General features: G+C 72.2%; 21 protein-coding genes. 13 read left to right on the top strand and 8 right to left on the bottom strand.

Annotated elements, in window-relative coordinates; translation table 11 throughout:
• Nucleotides 1-14 precede the first annotated feature (14 nt).
• The 3 genes from rfbF to G569_RS0104080 are packed head-to-tail and all read left to right on the top strand — an operon-like array spanning nt 15 to nt 3,054.
• Nucleotides 15-788 carry a glucose-1-phosphate cytidylyltransferase gene (gene rfbF / locus G569_RS0104090; protein ID WP_028062474.1) on the top strand — a complete coding sequence of 258 codons (774 nt, stop codon included), beginning with the start codon at nt 15-17 and terminating at the stop codon, nt 786-788.
• A complete protein-coding gene (gene rfbG, locus G569_RS0104085; protein ID WP_028062473.1) occupies nt 779-1,822 on the top strand; it encodes a CDP-glucose 4,6-dehydratase in 1,044 nt (347 codons plus the stop codon). The genes rfbF and rfbG overlap by 10 nt, the downstream gene beginning before the upstream one ends.
• Entirely contained in the window at nt 1,819-3,054 is a 1,236-nt protein-coding gene (locus G569_RS0104080) for a class I SAM-dependent methyltransferase (RefSeq protein ID WP_028062472.1), read from the top strand. Before rfbG ends, G569_RS0104080 begins: the two co-directional genes overlap by 4 nt.
• Here the strand turns inward: G569_RS0104080 and G569_RS0104075 are convergent.
• Nucleotides 2,975-4,261 carry a glycosyltransferase gene (locus G569_RS0104075; RefSeq protein ID WP_028062471.1) on the bottom strand — a complete coding sequence of 429 codons (1,287 nt, stop codon included), beginning with the start codon at nt 4,259-4,261 and terminating at the stop codon, nt 2,975-2,977. The two genes, G569_RS0104080 and G569_RS0104075, sit on opposite strands and share 80 nt — an antisense overlap.
• Complete coding sequence (locus tag G569_RS57230) at nt 4,261-5,217, bottom strand: glycosyltransferase family 2 protein (protein WP_028062470.1); 957 nt, start codon at nt 5,215-5,217, stop codon at nt 4,261-4,263. The genes G569_RS0104075 and G569_RS57230 overlap by 1 nt, the downstream gene beginning before the upstream one ends.
• A gap of 42 nt (nt 5,218-5,259) precedes the next feature.
• Between G569_RS57230 and rfbC the strand changes: the two genes are divergently transcribed.
• From rfbC to G569_RS0104050, 4 genes are read left to right on the top strand one after another with little or no spacing between them, the layout of a single operon-like run.
• A complete protein-coding gene (gene rfbC / locus G569_RS0104065; protein WP_028062469.1) occupies nt 5,260-5,790 on the top strand; it encodes a dTDP-4-dehydrorhamnose 3,5-epimerase in 531 nt (176 codons plus the stop codon).
• Nucleotides 5,787-6,671, top strand: coding sequence for an NAD-dependent epimerase/dehydratase family protein (locus G569_RS0104060; protein ID WP_028062468.1), 885 nt, complete (start codon nt 5,787-5,789; stop codon nt 6,669-6,671). The genes rfbC and G569_RS0104060 overlap by 4 nt, the downstream gene beginning before the upstream one ends.
• A 2-nt stretch (nt 6,672-6,673) precedes the next feature.
• The gene (locus G569_RS0104055; protein ID WP_037494270.1) at nt 6,674-8,140 is read left to right on the top strand and encodes an oligosaccharide flippase family protein; all 1,467 of its coding nucleotides are present in this window, start codon (nt 6,674-6,676) and stop codon (nt 8,138-8,140) included.
• The gene (locus G569_RS0104050) at nt 8,137-9,294 is read left to right on the top strand and encodes a glycosyltransferase family 4 protein (RefSeq protein ID WP_028062466.1); all 1,158 of its coding nucleotides are present in this window, start codon (nt 8,137-8,139) and stop codon (nt 9,292-9,294) included. The genes G569_RS0104055 and G569_RS0104050 overlap by 4 nt, the downstream gene beginning before the upstream one ends.
• Here G569_RS0104050 and G569_RS0104045 read toward each other — a convergent pair.
• On the bottom strand, nt 9,264-10,388 hold the full coding sequence (locus G569_RS0104045; RefSeq protein ID WP_028062465.1) for a glycosyltransferase family 4 protein: 1,125 nt from the start codon (nt 10,386-10,388) through the stop codon (nt 9,264-9,266). The two genes, G569_RS0104050 and G569_RS0104045, sit on opposite strands and share 31 nt — an antisense overlap.
• Before the next feature lie 25 nt (nt 10,389-10,413).
• On the opposite strand from G569_RS0104045, the gene G569_RS0104040 reads away from it, so the two are divergent.
• Nucleotides 10,414-11,010 carry a class I SAM-dependent methyltransferase gene (locus G569_RS0104040; protein ID WP_028062464.1) on the top strand — a complete coding sequence of 199 codons (597 nt, stop codon included), beginning with the start codon at nt 10,414-10,416 and terminating at the stop codon, nt 11,008-11,010.
• A 4-nt stretch (nt 11,011-11,014) separates the two neighbouring features.
• The gene (locus G569_RS0104035; protein WP_028062463.1) at nt 11,015-12,100 is read left to right on the top strand and encodes a glycosyltransferase family 4 protein; all 1,086 of its coding nucleotides are present in this window, start codon (nt 11,015-11,017) and stop codon (nt 12,098-12,100) included.
• Here G569_RS0104035 and G569_RS0104030 read toward each other — a convergent pair.
• A complete protein-coding gene (locus G569_RS0104030; protein WP_028062462.1) occupies nt 12,079-13,212 on the bottom strand; it encodes a glycosyltransferase in 1,134 nt (377 codons plus the stop codon). The two genes, G569_RS0104035 and G569_RS0104030, sit on opposite strands and share 22 nt — an antisense overlap.
• A 137-nt stretch (nt 13,213-13,349) precedes the next feature.
• On the opposite strand from G569_RS0104030, the gene G569_RS0104025 reads away from it, so the two are divergent.
• The 3 genes from G569_RS0104025 to G569_RS0104015 all read left to right on the top strand — a co-directional run bounded on the left by G569_RS0104025 (nt 13,350) and on the right by G569_RS0104015 (nt 17,023).
• Nucleotides 13,350-14,534 (top strand): glycosyltransferase family 2 protein, encoded by a 1,185-nt coding sequence (locus tag G569_RS0104025; protein WP_028062461.1) that lies wholly within the window; start codon nt 13,350-13,352, stop codon nt 14,532-14,534.
• Between the two features lie 186 nt (nt 14,535-14,720).
• Entirely contained in the window at nt 14,721-15,602 is an 882-nt protein-coding gene (locus tag G569_RS45410) for a glycosyltransferase family 2 protein (RefSeq protein ID WP_053225817.1), read from the top strand.
• A gap of 122 nt (nt 15,603-15,724) precedes the next feature.
• Entirely contained in the window at nt 15,725-17,023 is a 1,299-nt protein-coding gene (locus tag G569_RS0104015; protein WP_028062460.1) for an NHL repeat-containing protein, read from the top strand.
• 95 nt (nt 17,024-17,118) lie between these two features.
• Here the strand turns inward: G569_RS0104015 and G569_RS0104010 are convergent, their stop codons facing one another.
• Genes G569_RS0104010 through G569_RS0104000 form a run of 3 tightly spaced genes read right to left on the bottom strand, consistent with a single transcriptional unit; the run spans nt 17,119 to nt 20,003 of the window.
• Nucleotides 17,119-17,970 (bottom strand): ABC transporter permease, encoded by an 852-nt coding sequence (locus G569_RS0104010; RefSeq protein WP_053225816.1) that lies wholly within the window; start codon nt 17,968-17,970, stop codon nt 17,119-17,121.
• Nucleotides 17,967-19,211 (bottom strand): ABC transporter ATP-binding protein, encoded by a 1,245-nt coding sequence (locus G569_RS57225; protein ID WP_084284127.1) that lies wholly within the window; start codon nt 19,209-19,211, stop codon nt 17,967-17,969. The genes G569_RS0104010 and G569_RS57225 overlap by 4 nt, the downstream gene beginning before the upstream one ends.
• Nucleotides 19,212-19,223: 12 nt before the next feature.
• Nucleotides 19,224-20,003: a hypothetical protein gene (locus tag G569_RS0104000; protein ID WP_028062458.1), complete on the bottom strand. Its 780-nt coding sequence runs from the start codon at nt 20,001-20,003 to the stop codon at nt 19,224-19,226.
• A 21-nt stretch (nt 20,004-20,024) separates the two neighbouring features.
• Here G569_RS0104000 and G569_RS0103995 point away from each other — a divergent pair, with 21 nt between their 5' ends.
• Nucleotides 20,025-21,251 (top strand): glycosyltransferase family 4 protein, encoded by a 1,227-nt coding sequence (locus G569_RS0103995; RefSeq protein ID WP_157591800.1) that lies wholly within the window; start codon nt 20,025-20,027, stop codon nt 21,249-21,251.
• A gap of 544 nt (nt 21,252-21,795) precedes the next feature.
• Here G569_RS0103995 and G569_RS0103990 read toward each other — a convergent pair.
• On the bottom strand, nt 21,796-22,812 hold the full coding sequence (locus G569_RS0103990) for a CgeB family protein (protein WP_169542060.1): 1,017 nt from the start codon (nt 22,810-22,812) through the stop codon (nt 21,796-21,798).
• Nucleotides 22,813-22,817 lie beyond the last annotated feature (5 nt).

Here is a 22,817-nt window from a genome sequence, read left to right as displayed (position 1 = left end):
AGCGTGCCGCCGTCATGAAAGCAGTCATCCTCGCCGGAGGGCTTGGATCCCGCATCAGTGAGGAGACCGAGACCCGCCCGAAGCCGATGATCCAGATCGGCGGACGGCCGATCCTCTGGCACATCATGAAGATCTATTCCGCGCACGGGATCGATGAGTTCGTGGTCTGCCTCGGGTACCGCGGCTACGTGATCAAGGAGTTCTTCGCGAACTACTTCCTGCATTCCTGCGACGTGACGTTCGACCTCGCGTCGAACTCGGTCGAGGTGCACCGGCAGACCGCGGAGCCGTGGAAGGTCACGCTCGTGGACACCGGCGAGGCGGCGATGACCGGCGCGCGCCTGCGCCGCGTCCTGGACTACGTCGGCGACGAGGACTTCTGCTTCACCTACGGCGACGGCGTGGCCGACGTGGACGTCTCCAAGCTGGTCGCGTTCCATCGTGAGAAGGGGACGGTCGCGACCGTGACCGCGGTGCAGCCGCCCGGGCGCTTCGGCGCGATCGAGTCCGAGGGCGAGCGGGTCACGGGCTTCGCCGAGAAGCCCCACGGCGACGGCGGGTGGATCAACGGCGGCTTCTTCGTGCTCTCGCCGAAGGTGCGCGACTACCTCACCGACGACGACCAGCTCGTGTGGGAGCGCGAGCCGCTCGAGGGCCTCGCCCGCGACGGCGAGCTCTCGCTGTACCGCCACGACGGCTTCTGGCAGCCGATGGACACCCGCCGCGAGCTGCTGCAGCTGCAGGCCATGTGGGACTCGGGCAAGCCGCCGTGGCGCGTGTGGACGTAGATCCCGGCTTCTGGCGCGGCAAGCGCGTCCTGCTGACCGGCCACACGGGCTTCAAGGGCGCGTGGCTGTCGCTGTGGCTGGCGTCGATGGGCGCCGAGGTCACCGGCTATTCCGACGAGGTGCCGACCGAGCCGTCGCTGTTCGAGCTCGCGCGGGTGGGTGAGGACGTCCGCGACGTCCGCGGCGACGTGCGCGACTTCGAGACGCTGCAAGGTGCCGCCGCCGGCGCCGAGATCGTCCTGCACCTCGCCGCGCAGCCGATCGTCCGCCGCTCGTTCGACGAGCCGCGCGAGACCTACGAGGTCAACGTCATGGGCACCGTCAACGTGCTCGAGGCGGCGCGCGCGGCGGGCAGCCGCGCTGTCGTCAACGTCACCTCCGACAAGTGCTACGAGAACCGCGAGTGGGAGTGGGCGTACCGCGAGGACGAGCCGATGGGCGGCCACGACCCGTACTCGAGCTCCAAGGGCGCGGCGGAGCTGGTGACGAGCGCGTACCGGCGCTCGTACGGACTGCGGCTCGCGTCCGCGCGGGCGGGGAACGTGATCGGCGGCGGCGACTGGGGCGCGGACCGGCTGATCCCCGACGTGATGCGCGCGGCCGTCGCCGGCGAGCCGGTCGAGATCCGCAACCCGGGCGCGACGCGGCCGTGGCAGCACGTGCTCAACCCGCTCAGCGGCTACCTCGTGCTGGCGCAGGCGCTGTGGGAGGACGAGAGCGCCGCGACGGCCTGGAACTTCGGGCCCGCCGACGGCGAGGCGCGGCCGGTGAGCTGGATCGTCGAGCGCCTCGACGCCCTCTGGCCCGGCGGCCTGAGCTGGAACCACGACACCGGCGAGCACCCGCACGAGGCGCGCTATCTGAAGGTCGACTCCAGCCGTGCGCGGGCGCGGCTCGGCTGGACGCCGCGCTGGGACCTGGAACGCACGCTCGCGGCCGTCGTCGAGTGGTACTCGGCGCTGCGTGACGGTGACGACATGCGCGTCACCACGCTGGCGCAGTTGCAGGCCTTCAATACCCTGGCCGCCCGATGACCACGTTGACCTGCCGCTTCTGCGCGGCTCCCGTCGAGCACACGTTCGCAGACCTCGGCATGTCCCCGCTGGCCAACTCCTACGTGCCGGCGGACCACGCCAACGCGATGGAGCGGTTCTACCCGCTGCACACCTACGTCTGCTCGCAGTGCTTCCTCGTGCAGCTCGGCGAGTTCGAGTCGCCCGAGCACATCTTCGGCGACTACCTGTACTTCTCGTCGTACTCGTCGTCGTGGCTGGAGCACTCGCGGCGCTACGTCGAGGCGATGACCGAGCGCTGGCAGCTCGACGGCGACAGCCGCGTGATCGAGCTGGCGTCCAACGACGGCTACCTGTTGCAGTACTTCGTCCAGGCCGGCATCCCGGTGCTCGGGATCGAGCCGGCGGCGAACGTCGCGGTCGCGGCCGAGGAGAAGGGCGTCAACACGCTGGTGCGCTTCTTCGGCGTCGAGACCGCCCGCGAGGTGCTCGCCGACGGCGGCGGGGCGGACCTGCTGCTCGGCAACAACGTGCTCGCCCACGTCCCGGACCTCAACGACTTCGTCGGCGGCATGAAGGTGCTGCTCAAGCCCGGCGGCGTGATCACGATGGAGTTCCCGCACCTGATGCGCCTGGTGGACGAGAACCAGTGGGACACGATCTACCACGAGCACTTCTCGTACTTCTCGTTCTCGACGGTCAGCAAGGTCTTCGCCGCTCACGGGCTGCGGCTGTTCGACGTCGAGGAGCTGCCGACGCACGGCGGCTCGCTGCGCATCTACGGCTGCCACGACGACGATGCCGCCAAGACGCGGACCGACCGGGCCGCGGATCTCCTCGCCCGCGAGCAGGACGCGGGCTACCTCGACCTGCAGACCTACCTCGACTACGGCAAGCGCGTGGTCGAGGACAAGCGGCAGATCCTGTCGATGTTGATCGAGCTCAAGCGTGCGGGCAAGACGATCGTCGGCTACGGCGCGCCCGCCAAGGGCAACACGCTGCTCAACTACTGCGGCATCGGCCCGGACTTCGTCGACTACACGGCCGACCTGAACCCGCACAAGCAGGGGAACCTGCTGCCCGGGACGCACATCCCGATCCGCTCACCCGACGCGATCGCCGAGACGCGCCCGGACCTCGTCTTCATCCTCCCGTGGAACCTGAAGGACGAGATCATGGGCCAGCTGGCGTCGATTCGCGACTGGGGCGGCCGGTTCGTGGTGCGGACGCCGGAGCTGCGGGTCCTGCCGTAGGTCCGTAGCCCGGGACGCGGTGCGCGGACCCCGGGCGCGACAGCAGCGGCCAGAGGTGGTCGGCCTCGGCGCTCGGCTCGCCGGGGTGCTCGAGCGCGTAGGCGAGCGCCAGCTCGGCGTCGCCGAACTCCACGACCGTGGGCGGGGCGCTGCGCAGCCGTGCGACGAGCGCCTCGACGTGGCGGCCGTAGTAGCCCGCGGCCGACGCGGCGAGAGCGAGCGTGTAGCGCGCCCGCATCCGCGGCGTCCAGCCGTGCTCGCGCAGCACGCCCTCCATCCGCTCGCGCAGCGCGGGGTCCTGCAGCAGCGCGACGTCGCGGGCGTTGGCGCCGAGGTAGAAGTGGCGCGGCGGTGCGGGCAGCTTGCGCGACACGCGCTCGCCGCGCACGTACTCGTACTCGTTGAAGCCGGCGTTGGTCACCGTCAGCAGCTCGGGCACCGGCGTGTACTGGTTGATCTTCAGGTCGCGCAGCTCGCGCATGAAGTCGGCGTTGTCGGGGCTGACGATCCCGCGCATCTGGCTGTAGCCGTTGCTGCGGCCCATCGCGCGCTGGACGACCAGGACCTTGTCCAGGTGCAGGATCGAGTCGACGCGGTCCAGGCAGCGGTAGCCGAAGCAGTGGTCGGGCGCGATCGAGTCGAAGACGTTCCCGTAGGCCTGCGTGATGTCGTCGAGCACGGTGCGCGGGGTGATGCCGTTGAGCATCCGCGGCAGCGCGACGTGCGACATGCCGCGCGCGGAGATCCGCAGCATGTGGGCGGCGTCGACGCGCAGCAGCCGGCCCGTCCAGCGCCGCTCCACCACCCGCACCGGCGTCTCCTCGTCGTTGATCAGCACGTCGTCGCCGAAGGTCAGCACGGTGGCGGGGTGGCGCTCGGCGATCGCCAGCGCCTCGGCCACCGCGCCCGGCCGCAGCGCGCGGCGATCGCTCAGGTAGAGCACGTGGGTCGTCGCCGGGTCCTCGAGCGCGCGGTCCAGCGCCCACTGCCAATGCGGCGTCATCGGCAGGCCTTCCGGCGGGCGCAGGTAGCGCACGCGCTCGTCGGCGAGCGCCTCGCAGGCCGCGCGCAGGCGCTCGAGCTGCTCCGGGTCGGTCGAGTTGTCGGAGACGACCACGCGCACCCGCGGGTCGTCGAGCGCGGAGCGCACCGCGGCGGGCGCGATGTCGGCGCGGTTGCGGGTGGGGACGACGACGGCGAGCTGCATCAGCTCTGCTCCCCGACGCCCCAGCGGCGGCGCGCGGACGCCAGCGCCCGCGGCATCCAGCGCATCCCGGGGCGGGCGCCGAGGTTCGCGATCGCCGGCCCGAAGAGGCTGAACGCCAGGCCGCGGAACGAGAACGTGATCCACGCGCAGTCGAACGCCAGGCGCACCCGCCGCGCGAGCGGCAGCTTCCGGTACGCGGGATGGCCCCAGGCGATGTCGCTGAAGACGTTGACGAAGATCACCAGCTGCGGGAACCGGGCCTGGATCGCCGGCTTGCCGAGCGTGCGCAGCAGCTTCGGCCAGTCCTCGCTGGTCCCGCCGCGGGCGCGGTGCACGGCGACCGCGCGCGTCGCGCGCAGCTTGCCCTCGAACACGAGCGTGGCGGCGAAGACGCCGTCGTTGTAGAGCTCGTTGCGCATCGGCGCCGAGGCGGCCAGCGCGGCGCCTCGCCAGAGCCCGTAGAACGTCTCCCCCTTGGGCTCGACGCGGTAGTAGTCGCGGACCCGCTGCGCGGGGTCCTCGTCGAGCATCTCGGGCGGGTCCGCGAGCTCGTCGTGATAGCTCCCGTCGGCCGAGTAGTAACTGGAGCGGCCGACCACGACGGCGGTGTCGGGGTGCGCGAGCAGCACGTCCAGGCACGCCTCGACGTACCCCGGGTCGATCCAGTCGTCGTCGCCAAGCACCATCACGTACTCGTCGCGCAGCTCCGCGAAGAGGAAGTTGAAGTTCTCGGTCGAGCCGCGGTTGGCCGCGTGGCGCACATAGCGGACGCGAGGATCACGGGCCGCGACCTCGCGGCAGAGCTCCTCGGTGCCGTCGGTCGAGGCGTTGTCGGAGATGATCAGCTCGAGGTCGGTGTGCGTCTGGGCCAGCACCGACTCGATGGCGCGCGCGAGCCGGTCGCGGCGGTTGTACGTGGGCAGGCCGATATGCACCCGCGGACGCGGCGACTCCATGCGCTGCATCGTATTAGGGGCCCCTCTCTAACCTTCGGGCGTGTGCGCTTTCGCGACACATCGGTCGACGGCGTCCTGATCGTCGAGCTCGAGCGGATCGAGGACGAGCGCGGCTCGTTCGCCCGCACGTTCGACATCGCGCAGTTCGCCGAGCGCGGTCTCGACGTGCGCGTCGACCAGTGCAGCACCTCGTTCAACGCGCGCGCCGGGACCCTTCGCGGAATGCACTATCAGGCCGCGCCGCACGGCGAGGTCAAGCTCGTGCGCTGCACCCGCGGGGCGATCTTCGACGCGGTCGTCGACCTGCGGCCGGACTCGCCGTCGCACCTGCGCTGGTTCGGCACCGAGTTGAGCGCGGAGAACGGCCTCGCGCTGTACATCCCGGAGGGCTGCGCGCACGGCTTCCTGACGCTGGCCGATGCCAGCGAGGTCCTGTACCAGATCGCCACGCCGTACGTGCCCGACGCGGCGCGAGGCGTACGCTGGGACGATCGCGCGTTCGGGATCCAGTGGCCGGCGCCACCACGGATCATGTCCCAGCGCGACGCCGAGTACCCAGACTTCGCAGCGTGAGTCGCGTCCTGCTCACCGGGGCCACGGGCTTCCTCGGCCGCCACGTGGCCGGCCGGCTCCTCGCCGCCGGCCACGAGGTGCACGCCGTGACCACGGGCGAGCCGCGCGACGACGCGCTCGTCTGGCACCGGGCCGACCTGCTCGCCGCCACCGATGTGGTCCCGACGGTGCGCCCCGAGGTGCTGGTCCACCTCGCCTGGTACGTCGAGCACGGCAAGTTCTGGAGCGCGCCGGAGAACGTCCGGTGGGTCGAGGCGTCGCTGGCGCTGCTGCGCGCGTTCGCGGCGGCGGGCGGGCAGCGCGCCGTGCTCGCCGGCACCTGCGCCGAGTACGACTGGACCGATCTCGGCGACCGCTGCGAGGAACTGGCCACGCCGCTGCGGCCGGCGACGCTCTACGGCGCGGCCAAGCACGGCCTGCACACGGTCGCGGCGGGGTTCGCGGAGCAGGCGGGGTTCGAGCTCGCCTGGGGCCGGATCTTCTTCATCTACGGGGCGGGTGAGCCCGCCGGGCGGCTGGTGCCGGGCGTCGGGCGCGCGCTGCTCGCCGGCGAGCAGGTGCCGACGACCCGCGGCGACCAGGTCCGCGACTTCCTGCACGTCTCCGACGCGGCCGCCGCGTTCGCCGCGCTCGCGTCGGGCCACGTCACCGGGCCGGTGAACATCGGGTCCGGCGAGCCCGTCGCGGTGCGCGAGGTGGTCGAGCGCCTGGCGGCGATCGCCGGCGCCCCGGAGCTGCCGCGGTTCGGCGCGCTGCCGGAGCGCCCGGGCGACCCGCCGCGGCTCGTGGCCGACGCGCGCCGGCTGCGCGAGGAGGTCGGGGTCGTCCCGCTCGTCGGGCTCGACGAAGGCCTTGCCCGCTCGCTCGAGGCGCTGCGGTGACGATGGCGACCGAGGAAGACCCCCCGGACCTGCTCGACACGCCGTCGGCCGGTCCCGCGGCGATCCGCGGCGGCGTCATCCGCATCGCGGGGTTCGGCGCCGGCATCGTCATCACGACGTTGTCGGCGGCGCTGCTGTTCCGGCACCTCGGCGTCGAGGACGGCGGGCGCTACGTGACCGTCGTCGCGCTGGTCTCGATCGTCGCGGGCCTGACCGACGCGGGGCTGACCGGTGTCGCGTTGCGCGAGCTCGTCGACCGCGACCCGTCCGAGCACGACTCGCTGCTGCGCAACATGATCGGGATGCGGCTCTTCCTCGGCGTGATCGGCCTCACCGGGGCGGTCGCGTTCGCCGCGATCGCGGGCTACGGCTCGGCGATGGTCTTCGGCACGGTGCTGGCCGGGATCGGCGCGATCACCCAGACGTTCCAGAGCACGCTGTCGGTGCGCCTGCTGGTCGATCTGCGGCTCGGCTGGGTGACCGTGCTCGAGTTCGTGCGCCAGCTCGCCTCGGTGATCGGGATCGCCCTGCTGGTGGCGCTCGGCGCGAGCCTCGTGTGGTTCTTCGGGGTACTGATCCCGGCCTCGCTGGTGGCCGTCCTGGCGACGGTCTGGCTGGTCCGCGGGAAGATGCCGATGCGGCCGCGGTTCGCGTTCGGCGAGTGGCGCGAGCTGATGCGCGACATCGTCCCGTTCGCCGCGATCGTGCTGATCACGCTGGTCTACTTCCGGGTCGCGCTGATCGTGCTCTCGCTGGTCTCGGACCCCGACCAGGTCGGCTACTTCGGCGCGTCCTTCCGCGTCACCGAGGTCCTGATCAGCGTCCCCCAGCTCGCGGTCGCGGGCGCCTTCCCCATCTTCGTCCGCGCGGCCCGCGACGACCGCGACCGGCTCTCCTACGGGATCGGGCGCATGTTCCACGCGATGACCGTCGCGGGCGCCGCGCTGGCTCTCGGGCTGGTGCTCGGGGCGAGCTTCATCATCGAGGTCGTGGCCGGGGCGGAGTTCGCGCCCGCCGCGGACGTGATGCGCATCCAGGGCGTGACCCTGTTCGTGGTGTTCCTCAGCGTGACCGTCAACTACGCGTTGCTGAGCCTGCGCGCGCACCGGCCGATCCTGCTGATCTGGGGCGGAGCGCTGCTGCTGAACGGGATCGGCTCGGGCATCCTCGGCACGACCCACGGCGCGGAGGGCGTCGCGGTGGCGACGATGACGGCCGACATCCTCGCGCTGGTCGCGAGTTGCTGGGTGCTGGCGCGGCGCGGACTCCCGGTGGGGCAGTGGCTGCGGATGATGCCGCGCACGCTGGTGGCCCTGGCGCCGGCGCTCGCGGTCTGGTTCGTCCCGATCCCATCGCTGGCCAAGGCGCTGCTCGGCGTGGGCGTCTACCTGCTCGTGCTGGTGCTCGTGCGCGGTGTCCCCGAGGAGGTCTACATCGAGGCGCGACGGCTGCGCGGATCGGCCACATGACCCGGCCGCTGCGCGTCGGGCTCAACCTGGTCTACCTCGTCGACGGCGCAGGCGGGGCGGGGACGTATGCGCGCGAGCTGATCCCGGCGCTGCTCGAGGCCGAGCCCGGCCTGCGGCTCACGGGTTTCGTCGGCCGGGTCGTGCCGCCGGAGGTGCGCGCCGCGGACTGGGCGGGCGAGGTCGAGTGGGTCACGTTCCCGGTCGACTACGACTCGCCGAAGCCGTGGAACCCGCTCCTCACCGGGGCCGCGCAGTGGGCGGCGCAGCCGTGGTCGGCGGCGCGGCGGCACCTCGACGTCATCCACGGGCTGGCGAACATCGTGCCGCTCGTCTCCCCGCGGGTCGCCCGCGTCGTGACGCTGCACGACCTGATCTGGCTGCACTTCCCGCAGACGATGAGCGCCCGCGCCACGTTCATGATGAAGGCGACCGCGCTGCCGAGCGCGCGGGTGGCGGACCGCGTGATCGCGATCTCGGAGGCGGCCAAGCGCGACATGGTCGCGACGATCGGGCTGCCCGAGGCCAAGATCGACGTGGTGCCGCACGGCGTGCCGGAGGGCGGCGTGACCGAGCCGGAGCCGGAGGCGCGGCTGCGGTCCGAGCTCGGGTTGGGTCATGCGCGGGTCGTGCTGTGCGTGGCGCAGAAGCGCGAGCACAAGAACCTGCCGCGGCTGATCCGCGCGGTCGCCGGGCTGGCCGACGACGTCCAGCTCGTGCTCGTCGGGTCGGCGACGCCGCACGAGGCCGAGCTGCGCGCGCTCGCGCAGGAGCTCGGTGTGGCGGACCGGGTGCGCTTTCCGGGCTGGCTCACCGACGCGCAGCTCGAAGGGCTCTACCGGCTCGCGGCGGTGTTCGCGCTGCCGTCGCTGCAGGAGGGCTTCGGCCTGCCGCTGCTGGAGGCGATGCGCCGCGGGGTGCCCGTGGCGTGCTCGAACGTCTCCTCGCTGCCGGAGGTCGTCGGGTCGGCCGCCGTGCAGTTCGACCCGTTGGACGTCGACGCGATCCGCGGCGCGCTGGAGCGCGTCCTCACCGACCCGGTCCTGGCCGCGCAGCTCGTCGAGGCGGGGTACGAGCGCTGCCGCGCGTTCACCTGGGAGGCGACCGCGGCGGCGACGCTCGAGAGCTACCGGCGCGCCGTCAGCGCGCGCTCGTAGGCCGCGTAGGTCCCGCGCGCCGACGCCTCCCACGAGAACGCCTGCGCCTGGACGCGGCCGCGCTCGGCGGCGTCCGGATCGGCCATCGCGGCCTGCACCGCGGCGGCGGCCCCGGCCGGGTCGTCGGGATCGAAGCGCCGCGCCACGTCGCCGCCCACCTCGCGGAGCACGGGGATGTCCGAGCACGCGGCGGGGACGCCGCGCTGCATCGCCTCCAGCAGCGGGAGGCCGAAGCCTTCGGCGCGGGTCGGGAAGGCGAAGCAGGACGCCACCCGCCAGAGGCCTTCGAGGTCGGCGTCGTCGAGGTAGCCGGTCGTGACGACCCGCTCGGCGACGCCGAGCGCACGCGCCCGCTCGCCCAGCTCCTCGGCGCCCAGCTCCGGGCGCCCCGCGAGCACGAGCACCACGTCGGCGGGCAGCGACGGGAGCGCCTCGACCAGCACCCCCTGGTTCTTGTGCGGGCGGATCGCGCCCACGGTGAGCACCACGCGCTGCCCGTCGAGGCCGAGCTTGGCGCGGATGTCCGCGGCGGGCGTGGGCACCGTGTCCGGCAGCCGCCCGGCGCCGTGGTGGACGACGGTGAAGCGCGCCGGGTCCAGGTGCAGCTCCTCGCACGCTTCGTCGCGGGCGGCGGCCGACCCGGAGATCAGCGCCGACGCGGTGCGCGCGGCGCCGGTCACGATCGCCTTCATCGCCAGCGTGGTCGTGAGGCCGAACGTGCGGATGCGGAAGAACGTGACGTCGTGCAGCGTCACCACGGCGGGCACCGACGGCAGCACGGGGCCGATCGAGGCGAGCGAGTGCAGGACGTCGAAGCGCCGCCGGCGCGCGACCGTGCCGAGCAGGAGTTGCTCGGCGGCGAGGCGCCGTCCGCGCTCTCCCTCGTCGCACGGGAGGTGCACGATCCGCGCGAAGTCGGTCCAGCCGTCGGCGCGCAGCGAGCGGGCGCCGCGGCGGGTCGTGACGACGGTCAATTGCAGTGAAGGGAACTCGGTCGCGATCGCCGGGACGAGCCCGCGCAGGTACGTCTCGGGGCCGCCCGAGACCCCTGGATCGAGGAACAGCGCGTTGAAGCCGACATGGCGCAGTGGCACCGCAGCATCGTAGGCTCAACGCCCCATGGGGTATTTCGAGTGGCACGAGCAGCCCGGGTACTGGCGCGACGTCACGCGGCATTTCGGGCGCGACACGAAGCTGCTCGACGTCGGCTGCGGAAGCGCGTGGCTGGCGGCGCACTTCACCGACTACACGGGGATCGACGGCTCGCCCGCCGCGGTCGAGGCGGCGGCCGCCGCGGGCCGGCGCGTGCTGCTGGCCGACGTCGACGAGCCGCTCCCGTTCGAGGACGACGCGTTCGAGGGGGCGATCCTCAAGGACCTGCTCGAGCACGTGCGCGACCCCGTCGCGGTCGTCCGCGAGGTCCAGCGGGTGCTGGTCCCCGGCGGGCGGGTGTTCGCGTCCTCCCCGGACGCGCAGCGGTGGGTGTGGGACGACTACACGCACCGCCGTCCGTTCACCCGCAAGGCGTTCCGGCTGCTGTTCGCCGACCAGGGCTGGGACGTCGAGCACGTCGGGTACGAGTCGGTCTTCCCCGGCACCTCGATCGTCTCGGCGCGCACCAAGGACAACCGCCGCCCGTTCCCGTTCACCGCCCTCGCGTGGCTGCCTGTCTGGCGCCGGAACGTGTGGCTGACGGCCCGCGTGCCGAACGCGTAGCCCCGTGCACGTCGCACTCAACCTCGTCTACCTCGTACCCGGGGAGATCGGCGGCATGGAGGTCTACGCCCGCGAGCTGATCCCGCGGCTGGCGGCGAGGCCGGGGCTGCGGCTGACGGCGTTCGTGTCGCGGGCGGCCGCCGGGCAGCACCTCGGCGTCGACACGGTCGTGCTCGGGCTCGACGCCCGCAACCGCGTCGACTGGGTGCGCGGCGACCAGCTCGCGGTGCCGCGGGCCTCCGCCGCCCACGGCTGCGACCTGATCCACTCGCTGGCGAGCACCGCGCCGCTGGTCAGCGGGCCGCGGCGCGTCACGACGATCCACGACCTCAACTACCTGGTCGTGCCCGACGCGCACTTCGGCGTGCGGGCGCTGGGCATGCGCGCGCTGGTGCCGGCCGCGGCGCGCCGCTCGCACCGGATCATCGTCGACGCTGCCTCGACCCGCCGCGACCTCGCGCAGCATCTGGGCACGCCGGAGGCCAAGGTCGACGTCGTGCCGCTCGGCGTGACGCCGCGGCCGCCGGTGGCGCCGACGCCGGCCGCCGAATTGCGCGCGCGGCTGGAGCTGGGCGACGGTCCGGTGCTGCTGACCGTCAGCGCCAAGCGGCCGCACAAGAACCTGCTGCGGCTGCTGGAGGCGGTCGCGCTGCTCGAGGACCGCCCGGTGGTGGTCATGCCCGGCTACGCGACGCCGCACGAGGCGGAGCTGCGCTCGCGAGCGGCCTCGCTCGGACTGCGGGCGGTGTTCCCGGCGTGGGTGTCGGCCGAGGATCTCGAGGGCTTGTACGCCCTCGCGTCGGCGTTTGTGTTCCCCTCGCTGGCCGAGGGCTTCGGGCTGCCGGTGCTCGAGGCGATGGCGCGCGGCGTGCCGGTCGCGTGCAGCGACGCGACGTCGCTCCCCGAGGTGGCGGGTGACGCGGCGCTCCTGTTCGACCCGCATGACCCGCGGGCGATCGCCGACGCCCTGCGGCGGATTCCCGCCGAGGCCGCGCGGCTGCGCGAGGCCGGCCTGGCGCGCGTGGCCGAGTTCACGTGGGAGCGGACCGCGGAGCTGACCGCGGCCAGCTACGAGCGAACGCTCGCGTAGCTCTCCGCGACCGTGTCGAGCGAGCCGGCGAGTGACAGCCGGCTCGCGTTGCGGCCGTACCAGTCGGCGGTCGAGGCGCGCAGCTCCGGCCCTGCGGATCTGACGCGCTCGATCGCCTCTGGGAGATCCTCGACAGCGTCCGCGACGAAGCCGTTGACGCCCTCTTCGATCAGCTCGGTGGCCGCGTTGTCGGGGTCACGGACGAGCACCGACGGCGTGCCGAGCGAGGCGGCCTCGACCACGACCAGCCCGTAGCCCTCGCGACGCGACGGGAGCACGAGGCACAGCGCCCGCGCGAGCTCCTGCTCGACCCGCGCGGTCTCCACGAAGCCCGGCGCCTCGACGCGGTCGCCGACGTCCAGGCGCGCGATCTCGGCCTTGACCTCCTCGTAGTCCGGGCCGTCGCCGAGGATCAGGCCGTGGAGGTCCGGCACCTGCGCGACGGCGCGCACGACGGCGGGTGCGCGCTTCTCGGGGATGTGGCGGCCGGCGAAGACGACGACGTCGGTGGCCGGGACCGGAGCGGGTGGCGTCTCGGGCCCGGAGAACATCCCGCGCAGGACGGTCACCTCGCCGCGCAGGCCGTCCTCGCGCAGGCGGCGGGCGGTCAGCTCGGCGAAGCAGAACGCGTGCTGGCGGACGCGCAGGCAGAGGTTCTGCACGGCGCGGCCGACCTTGCCGCCGATGCCGCCGAGGTACTCGCTCCAGTACTCGCGGCTCCACAGCTCGAACCAGTCGACGACGATCCGGTAGCGGTGCAGCGGGCGCAATGCGGCCGCCGCGAGCAGCGAGAAGTACGGGAACGACGAGGTGTGCACGACGTCGTAGCGACGGCCGTGGCGGAGCAGGTGCCAGAGCACGCCGAGGCCGAAGACCAGCGGCGGCTGGATCCGGCGGTTGCCGTTCGCGCCGTACAGCGCCATCCGCGGCCCGACGGCGATCACGCGCACGCCGGGGACCTCGCCGCGTTCACCCTTCGGCCACTGGCGCAGCGTCAGGTACGTGACGTCGTGACCGTCCGCGGCGAGCCGCTGCGCGACGTTGCGGTACCAGCGCTCCCCGCCGCCGACGGTGTAGGGGAACAGGCAGTCGTAGACGATGCAGATGCGCACGGGCGGGCGGGTAGGGTGGCACACCGCCTGCAGGAGCCCGCCGCGGCGTTGGCTACCCTGGCTCGCGGCTTTCTGCGCGACTTAATGCTTTGTCGCCCGTTAGCCGATCATCGGGACAGACGCGTCCCGGCCTTGCCATGAGCACACTTCAGCCTTCACCTCCCTCGCTCGAACCCCTCGATCACCAGGACGACGAGGAGCTCATCGTCTCGGTCGTGATCCCGTGCCTCAACGAAGAGGCGAACATCGAGCGCTGTGTCACCACCGCCCTGGCCGTGATGTCCGAGTTCGGCATCCCCGGCGAGGTCGTCGTCGCCGACAACGCCTCCGAGGACCGCAGCGCGGAGCTCGCGGCGGCGGCCGGCGCGCGCGTCATCCACGAGCCGCGCCGCGGCTACGGCAGCGCCTACCTGGCCGGCTTCGCCGCCGCCCGCGGGCGCTACATCGTCATGGGCGACGCGGACCTGACGTACGACTTCCGCGAGATCCCGAAGTTCGTCAAGCATCTCGACGGCGGCGCCGAGCTGGTGATGGGCGACCGCATGGACCAGATCCATCCGGGCGCGATGCCGTGGCTGCACCGCTACGTCGGCAACCCGGTGCTCACGGGCATCCTGAACGTCTTCTTCCGCACCGGCGTCAGCGACGCGCACTGCGGCATGCGCGCCCTGCGGCGTGACGTGCTGCCGCGCCTGGACCTGCGCACGACCGGCATGGAGTTCGCCTCCGAGATGGTCATCCGCGCCTCCAAGGAGAAGCTGCGGATCGAGGAGTTCCCGATCGAGTACCACCCGCGCGGCGGCGAGAGCAAGCTCTCGAGCTTCCGCGACGGCTGGCGCCACCTGCGCTTCCTGCTCGTCCACAGCCCGACGTACCTGTTCATGCTGCCGGGCGCGATCATGCTCTTCCTGGGCACGCTCGTCTCGCTCGTCGCGCTGCTGCAGATCGACGTCTTCGGCCGCGAGTGGGACCTGCACACGATGGTCGCGGGCGCGCTGCTGATGATCGTCGGCGTCCAGATCGTCGCCCTCGGCCTGTGCGCACACGCCTACGGCACCTACTTCATGAACGAGAAGGACCCCTGGTTCGATCGCATGCGGGCGCGGTTCAGGCTCGAGCACGGGCTCGTCCTGGGCGGCCTCGTCGCGTTCCTCGGGTTCGTCGTCATGGGCGCGATCGTGATCATCTGGGTCCAGCGCGGCTTCGGGCAGCTGTCCGAGGAGCGCCTGGCCGTGCTCGCCGCATCGCTCGTCATCGTCGGCCTGCAGATCTTCTTCACCTCGTTCCTGCTCTCGATCCTGGGTCTGCGACGCAGCAAGTAGCGTCCGATCACGCCGGGGCGAACGGATTCTGGCCGGCCCCGCCCGCCCCTACCGCGCCCCGTCCGGCGCACACGTACGCCCCGGTATGCGCACGCCCACCGGGCGAGCGAAGCGGTGGCGAAGGCGAAGCCTTCAGACAGGGGCAGGGGCGACCGGTGATCTGGCCAGCGATCCGCCCGACCCGACGTGACCGAACGCGTTAGCGTCGCGATCCCGGTTCGCAACGGGGGCGCGCGGCTGGGCGAGGTGCTCGCCGCGGTGCGCGCCCAGACGGTTCCGTGTGAGCTGGTGATCGCCGACAGTGCGTCGGTGGACGGGTCGGCGGATCTCGCCCGGTCCTTCGACGCCGAGGTGTTCGGCGTCGAGCGCTTCTCGCACAGCGGGACGCGCAACGAGCTGATGTCGCGCACGTCCGGCGACGTCGTCGCGTTCCTCACCCAGGACGCGCTGCCCGCATCTCCCGGCTGGCTGCAGGCGCTGTTGGACGGGTTCTCGTCGGACGACGTCGCGCTCGTCTACGGGCCGGCACAGGCGGGCCCCGGCGCTCCGGTGGCGATCGCGCGCGAGCTCTCCTCGTGGTTTCCGGCTGCGACGCGAGTCGACCGAACGCGAACGCCGTCAGGCCCGGGTCTGGAGACGTTCTTCACGTCGTCCAACGGCGCCGTGCGCCGCTCCGCGTGGCGCTCCGTCCCGTTCCCGGACGTTCAGTACGCCGAGGACCAGGCGCTCGCGAGCGCGATGCTCCGCGCCGGCTACGCCAAGGTCTTCGAGCCCGGCGCGGCGGTCATCCACTGGCACGACTACGGCCCGTTGGAGCAGTTCAGGCGGGCGTTCGACGAGTGGCGCGCCCTGCACGACGTCCACGGCTGGGTGCAGCCGCTCGCCCCCCTGACGCTGCAGCGCGAGGTGCGCGACGACATCGGCGCGATGGACCCGGTCACCGCGCGCGAGGTCATCCGCTCGCTCCGCCACCACACGGTGCGCGCCGTCGGCGGGGCACTCGGCTCCCGCGCCGACCGTTTGCCGGCGCGCGTGCGCGAGTGGTGCTCGTTGGAGGAGCGGGCCTAGAGCGATCGCGTGTAAGTGGCCAACTTCTGCGAGCCCCGACGGGTCCTTTGCTGCGACACCGTTCATCAACAGAAGGGCCTTGAATGTTTACCCAGACGTTGGGTACTCGCGCCGGTCGCAGGTTGCGCACGAATGCGCTCGCCGCGGCGGGCGTCGTTTCCACCGCGGCGGTCCTTGCCGTCGCTCCAGCAGCGGCCCTCGCGGCCTGGACCGCGCCCGCCGATCTCTCGGCCGGCGGGCAGAACGCTCGATCGGCATCCCTCGCAGTCGACGACGCCGGTGACGCCGTCTTCGCCTGGCGCCGATCCGACGGAACCAACGACCGCATACAAGCGCAGACCCGAAGCGCCGCGGGTGTGTTCGGGCTGGTCAGGACCCTGTCCGTGGGCGGGCAGTCCGCGTTCGGCAATCAGGTGGCGATCGACGGAGCCGGCAACGCGGTCGTCACTTGGCTGCGCAACGACGGCACCTACGACATCGCGCAGGCGCGCAGACTGTCCGCGGCCGGCGTGCTCGGTCCCATCCTCAACCTCGCGCCGACGGGGCAGGACGCGGTCGATCCGCACGTCGCGGTCGACTTCGCCGGCAATGCCGTCTTCACATGGCGTCGCTGGGACGGCGCCAACGACCGCGTCTATGCGCGCACGCTGTCGGCGGCGGGCGCCGTCGGACCGATCATAACGCTGTCGGCCGGCGGCCAGGACGCGATCCAGCCCCGGGTCGCCATGGACGCCAACGGCGACGCCGCGTTCATCTGGACCCGCGGCGTCCTCGGTTCGCGCCGGGTCCAGGCCCGTTCACTGTCGCCCGCCGGCGTGCTGAGCGCGGTCCGCACGCTGTCGCTCGTCGGCCAGGAGGCCTACCCCGGCGACGTGGCCGTCGACCCGGCCGGCAATGCCACGTTCGCCTGGTACGCGTTCAACGGGACCGAATACGAGATCCAGACGCGCGCGGTGTCGGCCGCCGGCGTGCTGAGCATCGTCCAGACGATCTCCGACCCGGGTGAGTTCGCCTACCAACCCGAGGTGGGAGTCGATGCGGCCGGCAACGCCGTCTTCGCCTGGTACCGCAGCGACGGGAGCAACTGGCGCGTGCAGACGCGCACCCTGTCGGCCGCCGGCGTTCCCGGCCTGGTGAGCACGCTGTCGGACGCCGGGGAGGACGCCGTCTTCCCCCACATCGCGGTCAACGCAGCGGGCGATGCCGTGGTGGGCTGGCAGCGCTCCGACGGCACGAACACGCGCGCGGAGGCGGCTACCGTGTCCGCCGCGGGCGCCATCAGCGCGCCGACGCAGCTCTCGGCCGCGGGCCAGAACGCGCTGTCGCCGCCGGTTGGCATCGACGGCGCCGGCAACACGATCGCCGACTGGCAGCGCTTCGACGGCACGAACGACCGGATCCAGTTCGCGACCGGTCCGTGAGCGAGCCTGCCCCGGGCCGGGTGACGGCGCTGCAAGCGCCCCGCCCGGCCCGGGCGCGAGGTCGATCTTGTGCGTGCGCTGAGTCGCGGGAGCCGCTAGAGCTGCTCGGCGATGTTCGGCGCGCGCTTGGAGAAGACGCGGTAGCCGAGCACGATCACTCCGATGAAGATCGCGATCGTGCCGAGGATCCACCAGCCCGCGATCGCGGTCGCGCTCGGGTGGCTGGGGGCGATGAGCGCGTGGCGGGCCTGCTGGACGATCGCCGCGAACGGGCTCAGCATCATCACCTTGGCGAGCACCGGGGCCCGGTCGACGACGATGTCGATCGGATAGAAGATCGGGGTGCCGTAGAAGAGGATCTGCAGCGCGACCTCCCAGATCGGCTTGATGTCGCGGTAGCGGACGAACAGGGACGAGAGCAGCATCCCGAGACCGGTGGTGAACAGCGCGAGGGCGCCGATCAGGAGCGGCACCTCGAGCCAGCTCAAGCGGATGCTCCCGCCGGCCAGCAGGAGGAAGACGACGACCGCGATCAGGTTCAGCGCGACGTTCATCAGCGCCGTCAGGACCGTCGAGAGCGGCACGGCCAGGCGCGGGAAGTCGACCTTGCGGATCAACGCCTCGCGGTCGACCAGCGAGCTCAGCGCGCCGCCGGTCGCCTCGCTGAAGAACGTGAACATCACGATGCCGAGCAGCAGGGCGACCGGGTAGAGCTCGACGTCGGAGCCCAGCCGCACGATCTGGGTGAAGACCGTGTAGAGGACGCCGAAGAGCATCAGCGGCCGGATCAGCTGCCAGAGGTAGCCGAGCGCGGAGCCGAAGAACCGCAGCTTGAAGTCGCTGACCGCCATCGTCCGCGCCAGGTGCCAGAGGCGGCGCGGGTCGTTGCCCAGCGCGGAGGGGCCCTTGATCGGCGTGCCGAGGACGCTGGTGTCGACGAGGCTCATGACGGCACCTCCTCGCGCGAGGCGGGCGAGACGGCGACCTCGTACGGAAGGTCGACGACCGCGTCGGTGCGGGTGTGGCCGTTGACCAGCAGCGACAGCATCCGCTCGCGCCGGTCGACCCAGTTGATGCCGCCGCCCTGCTTCGCCACGGCGGGCGTCGCGTGGTAACGGCCGGGCGTGAGCAGGTTGTGGAAGCGGACGCGGTACTCGATCTCGGTGCCCTCGGCGAAGCGCCCGATCTCGGGGTTCGACCAGAGGTTGGACGCGGCGAGGATGGTCTCGCGGCGGTCGTTCTGCAGCACGACGCCGAACAGCGGGTCGTCCATGTCGGCGTGGAAGTGCACGCGGGCGGCGAACGTCGCCTGGCCGCCGGTCGGCAGGTTGCCGACGCGGGCGCCGGCCTCGTCCTCGAACCACGCGTCGACGATCTCGGCGGTGCCGTCGCCGATCCGCTCGGTCGAGCCGAGCTTGTCGGCCTCGGCGTCCTTGCGGGCCGCTTCGGAGAAGTTGAGCTCCAGGTAGCGGTTGCCGACGTCGTCGGGGTCGCCGGTCTCGACGACGCGGCCTCTTTCCAGCAGCATCGCCCGGTCGCAGAAGCGGTGCACGGCGCCCATGTCGTGGGTGACGAGCAGGATCGTCTTGCCCGCCTCGCGGATGCGCACGAACTCGTCGAAGCACTTCTGCTGGAAGGCGGCGTCGCCGACCGCGAGCACCTCGTCGATCAGCAGGATCTCGGCGTCGACCTGGATCATCACCGCGAACGCGAGCCGCACGAGCATGCCGCTCGAGTAGTTCTTGAGCTTGAGGTCGGTGAACTGGCCGAGCTCGGCGAACTCGATCACGGTGTCCACGCGATGGCGGGCCTGGCGCGGGCTCAGGCCGAGCATCGTCGCGTTGATGATGATGTTGTCGCGCGCCGGGAGGTCCATGGAGAAGCCGACGCCGAGCTCGATGAAGGCCGACAGGCGCCCGTCGAGGTAGATGTCGCCGCGGTCGGCCGCGTAGATGCCGGCGAGGCACTTGAGCAGCGTGGACTTGCCCGAGCCGTTGCGCCCGACGATCCCGAAGAACTCGCCTCTGGCGACGTCGACGTTGACGTCGCGCAACGCGTGCAGGGTGTCCGTCCGGCTGCGGCGCAGCGGGTGCAGGGCGCGCTCCTTGAGCGTCTGCACGCGCTCGGTGGGCAGCTCGAACGTCTTCGACACCCCGCGGATCGCGACGGCTGGGCGGTCTGGGGTCACAGGTGCAGGGTATTAACGCCCGAAGACGCGAAGGTCTTGGAGAAGGTCGCGGGCGATCCGCGGCCAGACCCGCGACGCGCGATGCTCCTCGGCCTTCAACCGGCCGCGGACCCGGACGCGCTCGTAGGCATCCGGCCGCCAGCGCAGCTGGATCAGGTAGGTGAGTAGATGGTCGCGGCTGTCGATCTCGAGGAAGTCGATGCCGGGCTCGAGGCCGCAGTTCGGCGACAGGCGCTCGCTCAGCAGGAGCTGGCCGGCGGCCAGGTGCAGGAGGGTCTGCGACGGGAACCCCTGCTCGCCTTCGGCGTGCAGGGCGATGCCGACGTCGGCGTGCTCGAGCGCGGCCGACAGCGCGTCGCCGGTGAGGCCGTGCGTGTAGTGGACGACGTCGTGGTCGTGCTTGGCGGGGGTGACGATCCACTCGCGACGCGGTGTCGCCTTCGCCAGGAAGAGCGCCTTCGGCGGGCGTGCGGAAGGCGAGGGGTCGTGGTAGAGGCGGTCGTCGACCGGAAGTGGGCGTGAGCGCCAGGCGCCGGCGGCGAGGTGCGGGCCGGGGGTGCGCAGGACGCGGTCGAAGCCCTCGGGCGCGGGGTCCCGTGGGCCGACGATCGCGAGCGTGGCGCCGCCGGTGTCGGGCACGCGGGCGGGATCGAGCGCGATCGTGACGTCCGCGTCGACCGACGCGCCGTCGCGGGCATCGACGAAGACGGGTTCCACGCCGTCCGCCGGAGCGTGCAGCGCGTGGGCGCCGAACGTCGCCGCCGGGCCGACGAAGGCGACGCGCAGGGGCACGGGGCTACGATAGCCCGGCTCGTGCGCGTGGCCTTCCTGACCCAGGATCTCCAGCTGTCCGGGGGCGTCGGCGTGATCGTGCACCACGCCGTCCAGCTCTCGCACCACGGCTTCGACGTCGACCTCGTCCTCACCCGCGCCGCCGAACGGCCCGAGTGGACCCACCACGGGCTCGACCGCGTGCGCGTCCTCGAGCTGGAGGAAGCGCGGGACGTCGCGTACGACATCGCGCTCGCCACCTGGTGGGAGACGACGTCGCACCTCTTCGACCTGCGCGCCGAACGGCACGCGTGGTTCATCCAGTCGCTGGAGGACCGCTTCTACCCGCCCGCCTCGCCGCAGCGCACGGCGGCCGGGCTCGCCCAGGGCCTGCCGGTGCGCTTCATCACCGAGGCGTCGTGGATCGCCCGCACGCTCGAGGCGCTGCACCCTGGCGAGCGGGTGCACGTGGTCCGCAACGGGCTCGCCAAGGACGTCTTCGCGCCCGTGGACGCCGTTCCCGAGGCGGGCGAGGCGTTGCGGATCATCATCGAGGGCAGCGCCAACGTCGCGTTCAAGGGCGTTCACGAGGCGGTCGCGGCGTGTGGCGCGATGACCTCGCCGCGGCACGTCACGATCGTCGCCGGCGACGGCTCGGGCGTCGGCCTTCCCGTCGACCGCGCGGTCGGGCCGGTCAGCCAGGCCCAGCTCGCGGAGCTGTATGCGGAGTCCGACGTGCTTTTGAAGCTCTCGCGCGTCGAGGGCATGTTCGGCCCGCCGCTCGAGGCCTTCCACAAGGGCGCGACCTGCGTCGTCACCCCGGTCACCGGCCACGACGAGTACATCGTCCACGGCGAGAACGGCCTCGTGGTCGACTGGGACGACCCGGCAGGCACCACACGCGCGCTCGAGCTGCTCGCCCGCGACCGTGCGCTGCTGCGCCGGCTGCGCGAGAACGCCTTGGAGACCGCCCGCGCGTGGCCGGGGTGGGAGGAGCAGGGCTCGGAGATGGCGCGGGTGCTGCGCCTGGTCCTGGAGGAGCCGCCACCGGACGCGGCGCGCTTCGGCCTACGCCTGGCCCGCGACTTCGGCGGCGCCCTGTCCGACGGCGAGCGCGTGGCGTCCGACCTGGCCGCCGCGCGTCAGATCGCGGCGCAGGTCCGAGCGTCGCGTGCGTACCGCACCGCGGTGCGTGGGCGGACGACGATCGAGAACGTCGTCCGCGCGCCAGGGCGCTGGCAGAAGAAGCGCCGCGGCGAAGACGTCTGAGGTTTCGGGCGTGGCATCGGTGGGCGGTTGCGTCGTTGTGTTCCCGTGCCGGTATTCGGGGAACGGCCTAGCACTGAGGGAGGGGGTCGCTGCTGCGCCTCGGCCGGGTCGGTCGTGCCGCCGTCCGCCGCTGCGCCCGGCCGCGGTGGCTCGCCGCGCCGTGCAGGGAGACCGTCAAGTTACGGTCCACGGAGACCATGCGAGATCGATCGTGATCACTTTCGCCGGTGGTGGCGCCTCTCGACCGAAACCGCACTGTCCGAGCTGGCGCGTTCGTAGGGGTGTTCGACGTTTCGCCCCCGTACAGGGGCGAAACGTTCGCCACCCCCCGCGAAGTGCAGATGGACGTTCCTCATGCCGCTCACGGCAGCCGAGAGCGGATAGGGGTGTCCGGTACCACGATCTGTAACGACCGTGCCGATAGACGAGCAGGACAAAGGCGAGAGGACCCGCTGGCTCTGTGCCCCCGCCCCCTCACCGCAAGCCGTTCCCCGAATACCGGCACGGCAGCACAACACGCGACCGCCCACCGATGCCACGCCCCCTACGAGCGCGCGGTCCCGAACACCCGCAGGTCGTTCAGGAAGTCGTCCACCAACCGCGGGTAGACGTGCGATGCGCGGAACGCTTCGGCCTTGCGACGGCCACGGTGCCGCACCCGCAGATACGCCGCCGGGAACCGCACGGCGGCATGGAGGATCGCGGTGAGCTGGTCCGGGTCGGCGGCCTCGAGGTAGTCGATGTCGGGCTCGAGCCCGTGGGTCGGCGACAACGTCTCCGAGACGACCAGCTGGCCCGCCGCGAGGTGCAGGCACACGCGGTTCTCGAAGGACGGGTACGGCTCGTTGTGGAGGTTGACGGCGATCTCGTGCTGGGCGACGAGGTTCGCGAGTTCCTCGGGGCCGATGCCGTGGGCGGCGTGCACCACGTCCAGCTCGTTCTTGGCGCGCGCCAGGAAGCGCTCGCGGTGGTCGGTGGAACGGCCGACGAAGAGGATCGACGGGCGGCCCCCGCCCACGCGCACCGGGCCGAACAACGAGTCGGCCACGGGCAGGGGAACCGAGCGCCAGACCGGCATGAACGCCGACGCTGTCGGGGCGATCAGCGGGTCGAAGACGACGAGCCGGTCGACGTTGCCGGTGTCCATCGCCGCCAGCGCGGCGCGGCGGCGCTTCAGGTCTGGATGCGCGCGGTTGCCGCGGGTCCGGGGGACCGGCTCGGTCAGGAAGCCCAGGACGGCGGCGCGCAACCCGTGGAAGATCCCCGGCGGCAGCACCTCCGGGCGGAACACGACGACCACGTGTGGGGCGAACGAACGGACGTGCGCGAGCATCGCCTCGGCGTCGGCTCCCGCGCGGTATTCGAAGAAGCGCGTCCGCACCCGCGCGGACTGCTCGTCGAGCGCGCAGGCCTCGAAGTAGGTGGCCTGGCCGACGAACGCGAGCCGCAGCGCGGCGCCGATCCGCGGGGTCGGATAGGGGCCGCGTCCCCAGCCCACGATCGGACCCGCCGACATCGGCGTACGCATGCTCGCGGGCGCCGTCGGCAAGGATCTCCGCACGGGGG

It is taken from the genome of Solirubrobacter soli DSM 22325 (assembly GCF_000423665.1).
Classification (GTDB): domain Bacteria; phylum Actinomycetota; class Thermoleophilia; order Solirubrobacterales; family Solirubrobacteraceae; genus Solirubrobacter; species Solirubrobacter soli.
The sequence above is the reverse complement of the archived record's forward strand: the minus strand, read 5'-3'. Positions and strand labels throughout refer to the sequence as shown.